This is a genomic window from Prevotella conceptionensis 9403948 (assembly GCF_000312305.1).
Classification (GTDB): domain Bacteria; phylum Bacteroidota; class Bacteroidia; order Bacteroidales; family Bacteroidaceae; genus Prevotella; species Prevotella conceptionensis.
The window spans coordinates 227,079-236,340 of record NZ_HE999446.1; the positions used below are offsets into that span (position 1 = coordinate 227,079).

7 protein-coding genes are annotated in these 9,262 nt (G+C 46.5%); 1 reads left to right on the plus strand and 6 read right to left on the minus strand.

From position 1 onward, the window contains the following. A partial coding sequence (locus tag BN93_RS07110; protein WP_044260067.1) for an FAD-dependent oxidoreductase occupies positions 1-1,854 on the minus strand: 1,854 nt, incomplete at its 3' end. Between the two features lie 519 nt (positions 1,855-2,373). Further along, positions 2,374-2,691 carry a heavy metal-binding domain-containing protein gene (locus BN93_RS07115; RefSeq protein ID WP_019187649.1) on the minus strand — a complete coding sequence of 106 codons (318 nt, stop codon included), beginning with the start codon at positions 2,689-2,691 and terminating at the stop codon, positions 2,374-2,376. Positions 2,692-3,286: 595 nt separating this feature from the next. Between BN93_RS07115 and BN93_RS07120 the strand changes: the two genes are divergently transcribed. After that, entirely contained in the window at positions 3,287-3,700 is a 414-nt protein-coding gene (locus tag BN93_RS07120; RefSeq protein ID WP_019187650.1) for an Hsp20/alpha crystallin family protein, read from the plus strand. 935 nt (positions 3,701-4,635) lie between these two features. Here the strand turns inward: BN93_RS07120 and BN93_RS07125 are convergent. From BN93_RS07125 to BN93_RS07140, 4 genes are all read right to left on the minus strand, one after another. Next, complete coding sequence (locus BN93_RS07125; protein ID WP_019187652.1) at positions 4,636-4,932, minus strand: hypothetical protein; 297 nt, start codon at positions 4,930-4,932, stop codon at positions 4,636-4,638. Positions 4,933-5,904: 972 nt separating this feature from the next. Further along, positions 5,905-7,164 (minus strand): serpin family protein, encoded by a 1,260-nt coding sequence (locus tag BN93_RS07130; RefSeq protein WP_019187653.1) that lies wholly within the window; start codon positions 7,162-7,164, stop codon positions 5,905-5,907. A gap of 77 nt (positions 7,165-7,241) precedes the next feature. After that, complete coding sequence (locus BN93_RS07135; protein WP_084768714.1) at positions 7,242-8,501, minus strand: serpin family protein; 1,260 nt, start codon at positions 8,499-8,501, stop codon at positions 7,242-7,244. Between the two features lie 249 nt (positions 8,502-8,750). After that, positions 8,751-9,262: CPBP family intramembrane glutamic endopeptidase (locus BN93_RS07140; protein WP_019187655.1), on the minus strand; the 512-nt coding region annotated here is incomplete at its 5' end.

Sequence of the window (9,262 nt, forward strand, 5' to 3'; positions counted from 1 at the left end):
TGAACCAAGAGCCACGTGCGTAACGCTGATGTTGCGCCCGGCCATGAACAAGTTGCTAATATTACGCGAGTAAAGACAGCGGTAAGGCACGGCGTAAGGATAGATAACGCGCTGCCGCGATATGGCTTTGAAAGGACCTGTGGCGAAGTTTCGGGCGTTCTGCGTGTCGGGATAGTGCAGGTCAATGCTCCAAGTGGTGGTGAAGGTAGCATCTTCGTGGGGCATGTTTTTCACGATGTCTTGTTCGCTCAGCACGTAATCGCCCAACAATCGGCGCGACTCGCGCTTGCCGGCTACGTATGCCAGCCAATCTAGCTGTTGGCGTTCGTAGCGTCGGCGGTCTTTACTACGGTTCTTAAGAAAGCTCCAATTAGCGTAAACCACCAACATACCATAGTCGCGTACACGTTCCAAATTATCTACAATGCGACTGTTCAGTCCCGTTTCCCATGTCCATTCTCCCCTCAAACGTTTTTCGGCCGTCTGCTCGTTAAAGCTAATGCCGTATTCAAAGAGGGGAAACGATGTTGGTTTGTCTTTCTTCTTAGCATACCATTGCATAGAAACACCCATCGTCATATCGTCTGCTTGCTGCGGTGCAAGCTCTTCACCAAAGGCCGATTGCGGCTCGCGACCGATGGAATACATCGCCCCTGCCAGCATGCCAAGCGTGGCATCGCCGGTGCAATCGGCAAAAAGCGGAGCCTCGAAACACAGTTCTTCGCCCGTAAGTACGTTCATCGCAATGACAGAAGCAATGGCATTGTCGCGGTTAATCAGGACGTTGCCTTTGGATTTTCCTGTTTCGTCTGCTGTCAACGACTGGCTCTCTACCCCATTTTTGGGGCTACTTGCAGTTACATTTAGGTCTGAATCAGAGGCGGAAGACGCTTTGGGGATAGCCCCATGCGGTATTGCCGAAGGTTGTAAAGCAGGCAAAAGCTTGGTCATGGGTATGTGTTGACCCTGCATTTGGACACCGCAGACGTGATGATTGAGGAAAAGCGAGACGTTAGGTTCGCCCTTTACGAACTTCAACTTGCGGTCGTCGGCATAGTTCTCGGCAGGCATGGCGTTTCCTTCTTGCGTGGGGCCGAACTCTTTTTGCAGGTCGCCCAGCCGCGGATACTTGCCTGTGTTGATGCGCCCACCAAGATGTACGCGCACTTCCGAGCTGTTATTGCCGCCCAACACGGGACGATTTTGTACCAAAGCTACCTTCAAGCCCAGTCTTGCGGCAGCCACGGCAGCACTCATTCCAGCCACTCCGCCACCCACAACAACGAGGTCGAACACCCCTGCCGAGCGCACGTGTTGGTCTCTTCGCAACATCTTGTCGCGGTATCTTTTTAGTGTTTCGTAGCCTTCGGGCGGCGGAACGGGCGATGTGCTAAGGCAAATGGCATCACACCGACCATCAAAGCCCGTAAGATCGCATAGTGCCAGCGTTGCCATTCCACGTTTAAGGCTCACCGTACCAGCCTTTTGCCATTGCCATCGGTCGCCTGTTTGGCCTACGGTTACAGGCAGGCGTTTGCCGTTGATGGCCACTTTAAACCCGCCAGGACCCGTTGAAGGGTACCACGGCGCAGTCCAATTGTAGGTTCGAACATACACGTTATAGGTTGCCGCGGTATCTATTCGCACGTTTGTTTGCGCGTCTTTAACGGGCGTTCCCAGTCCGTGGGCGATGAGATAAGGCGAGCCCATCCCCTCAATCATTTGTTGATCTACCAGCCATCCGCCCTTTTGTTCAAAACTTTCGGCCTCAATCCAAATGTTAGCGGCTGCAAGGGGCTTGGTCAACCACGCTGCGATGAGCAGTGCAAGGGCAAGAAAAGGTGTCGTTCTCATGCTTGAAGAGTTTATGATGTGGAGAGCTTGTGAGTTTATGAGGTGGTAAGTTGATGAGGTTTTGAGTTCATGGGGCGGTGCGATTATGCGGTTATGAGGTGGTAAGTTGGTGAGGTTTTAAGTTCGTGAGATGGTAAGTTGATGAGCCTTTTAAGGTGGTAAGTTCATGAAACCATTAGTTTTTCAAGTGGTGAAAAGTCTAATTTATTAGTTTGTTAGCTGGAAAGCAAACAGGCAAACTACTTCTCTCGCCAGCCTTAAACCCTATCAACTCGCGAACCCATCTGTTCAAAAGACCATCATATCATCAGCTCATAACCTCATCAGCCCATAAATTCACGAAGTTATAATCTCAAAAAATCATGAATTCACCAACACGAAAGGCTCACAATTAATGAACCAACGGGCCAATAATCTTACCAACTTTCCAACTCAACATCTCATGAACTCATGAACTTAGAAACTCATGAACCTATAAACCCATGAACTTATAAGCTTAAAAGCCCATAAACTCATAACCTAGATAACCACAGCCGTTCCGCTAACAGCCACCATGAGCATGGAGCCGTTCTGGCCAATGGTTTCATAATCGATGTCTACACCTACAATCGCGTTGGCACCCATTTCTTGTGCACGCTGTTGCATTTCGGCCAGTGCAGTGTCTTTGGCCTCACGTAAAACGCGCTCGTACGAGCCGCTCCGTCCGCCGATAATGTCGCGGATACCAGCCATGAAGTCTTTAAAAAGGTTGGCGCCGATAATGGTTTCGCCAGTCACTACGCCCTTATACGCTTGTATGGGGCGACCTTCGACAGTGGGGGTTGTGCTTATTAACATACGTCTTATATATAATAATGTGTTCGTTGCGACACTCACAAGCATGCTTGGGCGCGATTTCATGCTTTCGGTTTGCCTGCTTGTTACCTCACGACAGAGGTGATAGGCAAAGTCTTGTTTTTAGTTATCGTGTACAAAGATAAGGATATTTTTCGAGTTAAGGGCAAGTAAGTGCGTGAAATAGTGGACAGGTGGACGAGTTAACAGGTTGACTAGCGTACAAGTTAACGAGTGAACAAGTGGACGAGTGAACAAGTGGACGAATGGACAAGTAGACGTGAGGGCGGGTTGACAGGCTTACAAGCCACCGAACCAATAAGCTTAGACGGTGGCGGGGTGTGCAACTAACAAGGATTTCTGCCATCCACTTCAAAAGCTGTGGGTTTTGTTCCATCGCCTCCTAGCCCTCGTAAGAGGTTTCAACCCCACAGTTTTGTCAGTTTGTCATACACGTATGTCGTTTTGTCACACCGCTTGCATTGGTACAGAACTTGTATATAATTAGGTGAAAGCCAAGGCGAAAGCCGAGGCAAAGAAATGAACAATAAACAAAAAACAACTTATAAATATAGGAGATATGATTATGTTACCAGTAATGAAAAGGAATTCTTGGTTGCCCGAAGTGTTCGACGACTTTTTGAACAGCAACCTTATGCCACGCGCTAACGCCACGGCTCCTGCCATCAACGTATTGGAGAACGACAAACAATATACCGTTGAGCTTGCCGCTCCTGGATTGAAGAAGGACGATTTCAGCGTAAACGTGAACGAGGACGGCAACCTATCCATTAAGATGGAGCAAAAAAGCGAGTCGACCGACCAGAACGAAAAGGCACATTACTTGCGCCGTGAGTTCAGTTACTCGAAGTATGAGCAGACCCTGCTCTTGCCAGAAGACGTAAACCGCGAGGCTATCGCTGCCCGTGTGAACGATGGTGTGCTGACGGTTGACCTACCCAAGGTGCAGAAAGAAGAGCAAAAGCTGTTCCGTTCGATACAAATCGACTAAGGCTGCGCCTCGGCATCAAGCGTTTTCGCTAGCCAATGGTTAACAAGTAAAAGGGCATGGTGCTTTGTTAAACTGCAAACCCATGCCCTCGTTAACTCAAAGCTTTGTTAACTCCCAAAACCCGCCAACACGTTAAGGAGCAAAATTATTACGCCACTTAACCCGCGGATACGTACACTTGTTAACAAACGTCCCCATGGCGAACCCGTTTACGTTTCGACATGTTAACGTGCAGATTCGTTAACTCGTCGACAAGAAACAGAAAACTCGTAATTTTAGTTTGATTGATATTTAGTTTTTATTTGGTAGATTTAGTTTTCCGTAGGTCCGGCGACAGCGATGCCGTTGGACCTTTTTCTATGCAAAACACGTAGAACAGACCAGCAAATTCGCCATACAGACAAGCCGACATAACGGCAAGGAACGCATTTTGGTAGAGAAATAAGCCCAATTTGTAAAGAAGTTTTCAGCTTATTTAAAAAAGTCCAACTAAAATTTGGTACTTTCAGTTATAATGTGTATTTTTGTAAATAGAATTATAAACTTCATATTTGGCGTTACACCGCGCACCATTTTCTCACTTCTTCTATCCTAAGGCAAGCTGAGGAATGGCTGCAAAAATGGTTAATTGCCCATTCATAAAAATCTTTTTCACTACAAGAAACGTCCCGTATATTGCGTGAGCAACATACGGGACAATGTTTATTGGGGAGCGTTGAGTTGGTGATGGTCTCATAACAAACAGCCCGTTTGGGATGGTCACCAACCTGCAAGAACAGACATGCAAGAACAAGTTCCGGTGTCAACAACGCTATCAGAACATGTCCAAGAAACGCCCTTCGGCATTTACACCTTGCTCACAAGGGCGCAATTAGTTATCAAATTCTTGCGTGTTTAGACTGTAAAGCCTTAAAACCACTCAACAACTTGGTTGATTATATGCTCACTACAATCTCGTTTATGTATCTAAGGAGCATTATCAGTCCTCCAACACCCATCATCAGCGCTGCTGTTTTCTTATACCATTTCTTCACAACTTCCCTCCTTTGTGGGGCAATAGCGCGTTTAACTACGAACCACAACAAATACATCAGCATACCAATCTTGGTGAAAAGCATGCAATAAAAGCCATACTGGCAACTAGATATGTTTACACATAGCGCACAGAGAAACATCTCTTCTGGCTCGAGATCAAAATATTTAAGCGTACTGTCAAAACTGTTACTCATCATTTTCGGTCTTTTGAGGTTTCTTATTTTAAAGAGGTCAGCCTAATTTCTTCCTTTCTTGTCAGGACTGGGCACACAACACTGATTTTCATTTGGCGTAACGTGGCAAGCCAGGCAGCACTCTTGCACGCATGGATAGAACACGCGATGTCTCCAGCACTCATTAAAGTCCGCAGTCTATTGGCAATTGTTCACACTATCCAACAAGCCCCTTTCAGATGCGTAGCATGCAAAACAGAACGCCAAGCGCCGCTCGTGTTGCACTATGTCGTTCTACATCTAAAAACGAAGTCACTTTTTGCGGCATACCGTTTTGAGTAAGAACAAAAAGAATTAAGCCTGTTTTTAGGTTTTTACTTTGAGAATATACTTTTCCATATAAGAAAGTTTTAAATTGTTAGGTTCTGCAAATATACGCATTTAAAATAATACAAACAAGAAATTGTCGACCTTTTGAGCGTGCTATTTTATCTCTCTGAACACTCTCGTAGGTTTGTAGTGAAACAGAGTTGAATTTAGATAATTTAGTTGAAGTCTTGATAAAAATGGCAGCAACACAATCACATTGAAAGTTCGTTCGCCTTTCGCCACCTACACCCTTGCGTTAATTGGGATGCGGAATGTTGCTCCGTAGAAATAACTATCAGCAGGTTACCTTGCCGACAAGGTTGGAAAGCGCATGTCAAAGCAAGCTTTGTCTGACTATAACAGGAGAAGGAACAGACGTGCTAACAAACTGACAAGTAGACAAGAAGATAGGTCGAGAAGGCACAGGCTGACGAGGCTTTCAGGCTAACAAGTTGACGGGTTGGCATGCTAACAAGTGGACTAGTAGGCCTATTGCCCCAACACAACTTGCCCATTGGAATGGTGTTGACTCACCATACCAATAGCAAGAAAGGCGCAATTCCTATCCCAAGCCCATAAAAACAACCCCTTCATGCGGCCTAACACCACCGCACGCCACCGCTTATCTCAACGTTTGCCACCACAATATTGCCCGATAAAACAGACATTGCCAAAGCCATCGGAGATGTAATAAAGGAAAGGACGATTGGCGGTGAAGTGAAATTCAGTGGGGTTAATGCAAGCAGACAGCGAGGTTACTTGCATAAAGCTTCCCGAAACGGCACTTGTTCCCTCCTCATCTAACTTAAATTCCGTCTGTTGAACCACGTCGTCCAATTTCAATGGTTTTATACTCATATTGCTAAGATTGGCTTGTTGCGAGAACGCTTGTTTGATGCCAACCTGCGAAAGGAACGGTTTGAGGGCGACAGAAGTTTTTAGCGTGATGCGCGGGATGTGCACATAGAACTCATTGTAATCGTGCAAACCTTTTTCTATCATGCCAAACATCTGCACATTAAGGCTTTTAAGTAAGTCTGCAACAGAAAACCCTTTGTTAGGAAGAACCATTGTGATGTAGAATTGGCCTTTGTAAGGCATACGTAAGGCGGAATACGTATTGTTGCTCATGCCCTTAAAGGTGTTCTCCCTATCGTATCCGCTCATCATCCACACACTGTCAATCCGCCCATCTGCGCAGTAAAATGGGGCTTTCTTGGTGATTTCAGGTCCAAAAGGTTCTGCCCAACGGGCCCGAAACACAATGGCATTGACCAAGCACACCTGCACATTGGGCGACAACTTCAAGGGTATTTGCTTAATTTGCCCTTCCGTTTGCTCATCAATCCACCTGCTTATACTTCGCTGTAAGTAATCAGTATCAAAGGCCGAGATGGTTTCGGCAAAGTAGTTGCGTGCAAGCACATTCTTAAAAGAGGGTTTTACGGCATCTGTTCCCATAACAGCCAAAAGGTTGGCCGTATGCATATAGTCGCGCGTTTGTTCCAATTCCGTTTTAATTTGTTTGCGTTGTGCGATGATGAAAGTACGATTTAGCTCATTCATTCGCTGCAAATCGCCTTCCCCATAGCCCAAGGCCTTACAAATTTCTGTTAGCGTTTCGCCATCGGTTCCGTTGTTTAGCATGTTCAAGCTATAAACAACGCCCATAGGCGAAAACACCATACTGCTATCAGGATGCGCCTGCACCATTGCTTGGAATAGGCGAAGACCAAACTGGTTGCTACCTGTAACCAGCTGTTTCTCTGCATCATTCAATTTGAAATCCACGTCAGTTACTTCCGCAACGTCTTTCAAACGCTCGCGACGAGGTGCTGCACAGGCCACGCATAGTGCCAGTAGACATGTGAATAAGGTTGTTTTCATGATGGTTTGATATTTAAATTGTTAATTGGTTTAATCATAAAGGAAGTGGCGAAGGGTCGCACACGCCACCATTTATCTCAACGTTTGCCACCACAATATTGCCCGATGAAACAGACATTGCCAAAGCCATCGGAGATATAATAAAGGAAAGGGCGATTGGCGGTGAAGTGAAATTGGGTAGCAATTTCATCCTCGCCTTTTACAAGAAACCGCGTTGTTGTGGTCGACACAGCAGTTGTTTCTTTCTCGTCCACCTTTAATTCTGTTTGTTGCAACACATCATCCAACATCAATTGCTTGCCACTCATCTTGCTTAAATTGGCTTTATGCGAGAACGCCTGCTTGATTCCCACTTGTGTTAGCCGGGGTTTAAGGGAGACAGAGTATTTAAGATAGATGCGCGGAATGCGTATATGAAACTCGCCGAAACTTTCCATATCGCGGTTAATCTGATGCAATGTCCGAACATTAAGACATTTTATCAGACAGGCAAGAGTGTTTCCCTTAGATGGGAGCAACAGCGTGATGCGGAATTGCCCACTATATGGTAAACATAAGGCACTAAAAGACGTGCCGTGCATTCCTCTAAAAGTTTCTTGATTGGCGTATTGAGACATCATCCATACACTATCTACACGCCCATCTTCACAATAAAACGGAACTTTACGGGTGTGATTGGCATCGAAACTCTTTGTCCATTGAGCACGGAACACAATGGTATTGACAAGGCAGGCTGGTGCATCGGCCGACAAATGCAAGGGTATCTGCTTTACAACCCCTTCTGTTTGTTCGTTTATCCATTGGTTGGCGCATTGTTGCAGAGCCGTGATGGAAGTCTCGGAGATGTATTTTGCGAAATAAATATGTGCCAAAGTATCTTTAAAAGCATCTTTTATCGCGTCATCGCCAATAGTTGCAAGGAGGTTGGCCGTGTGCATATAGGCCGACTCTTGCCCGGTGTCTGTGTGTTGTTGCTTGCGTTGGGCAATGAGAAAGGTTCGGTTAAGCGCATTTACACCTGCCAGTTTGCCTTTGGCATAGCCCAAGGCCTTACAAATTTCTGCCAATGTTTCACCATCGGTTCCGTTGTTTAGCATGTTCAAACTATAAACAACGCCCATAGGCGAAAACACCATACTACTATCGGGATGGGCCTGTGCCATGACCTGGAAGAGACGAATACCAAATTCATTGCTACCATCTACCAGTTTTCTTTGGCTCTCATCTAGAAAGAAACTCACTTCCGCTTTCTCCGCAACGTCTTTCAAACGTTCGCGACGAGGTGCTGCACAGGCCACGCATAGTGCCAGTAGGCATGTAAATAAGGTTGTTTTCATGATGATATGGTATTTAAGTTATTAGCTATTTAGGATTAAAGGCGGTGCGGACTTTTAAGGTTGTACGCTTTGGGGAGAAGCTTTTTCTGCTTTCGCCAAGCGCATAGTTGACGGCTGCACTTGGCGAAAAGCGAGGTTTGTAAAGGGCCGTTGGCGGCTTGGGGCGGTGCTTAAACATGCGGTGGGGCATTGTTTAAGCGACACGACAAGCGGCGTATGCCCTTCGTTTTTAGGCCTGTCCGATGGCGTTTACCCACCCGCAGTCATCCGTTTGTTAAGCTGGAACAGCGACGGCAGCAGCACAAGCAGCGAGCAGAACAAGCCCATGTACATCAGTTTGTTGTCGCCGTGGAACAAGTCGATAAGCTGTCCGTCGTTCATTTCCGGCATCAACTTGTACATAGTGTAGGCCACCGTGTTGTTAACCCAATGCAAGGCCACCCCAAGCACGATGCTGTGGGTGCGACAGTAGAGCCACCCCAAAAGTAAGCCCATAACAAAGGCGTTGGCAAACTGGGCCACATTGCCGTGCACGGCACCGAAAAGCAGGGCCGAAACAACGATGGGTATCCAAGGCAAACGATAGTTGAAGTAAGCCATCAGACTGCGCAAGATGGCTCCGCGAAACACCAACTCTTCGGCCACAGGGGCTAAAATGCCCAATGCAAGATAGCCCCAACTGCTGCCCATGATGCTTTCGAAAAGATGTTTAACATCTTCGCTCATGGTGATATTTAGCTGTTCGTACAGCCATTGCAGGG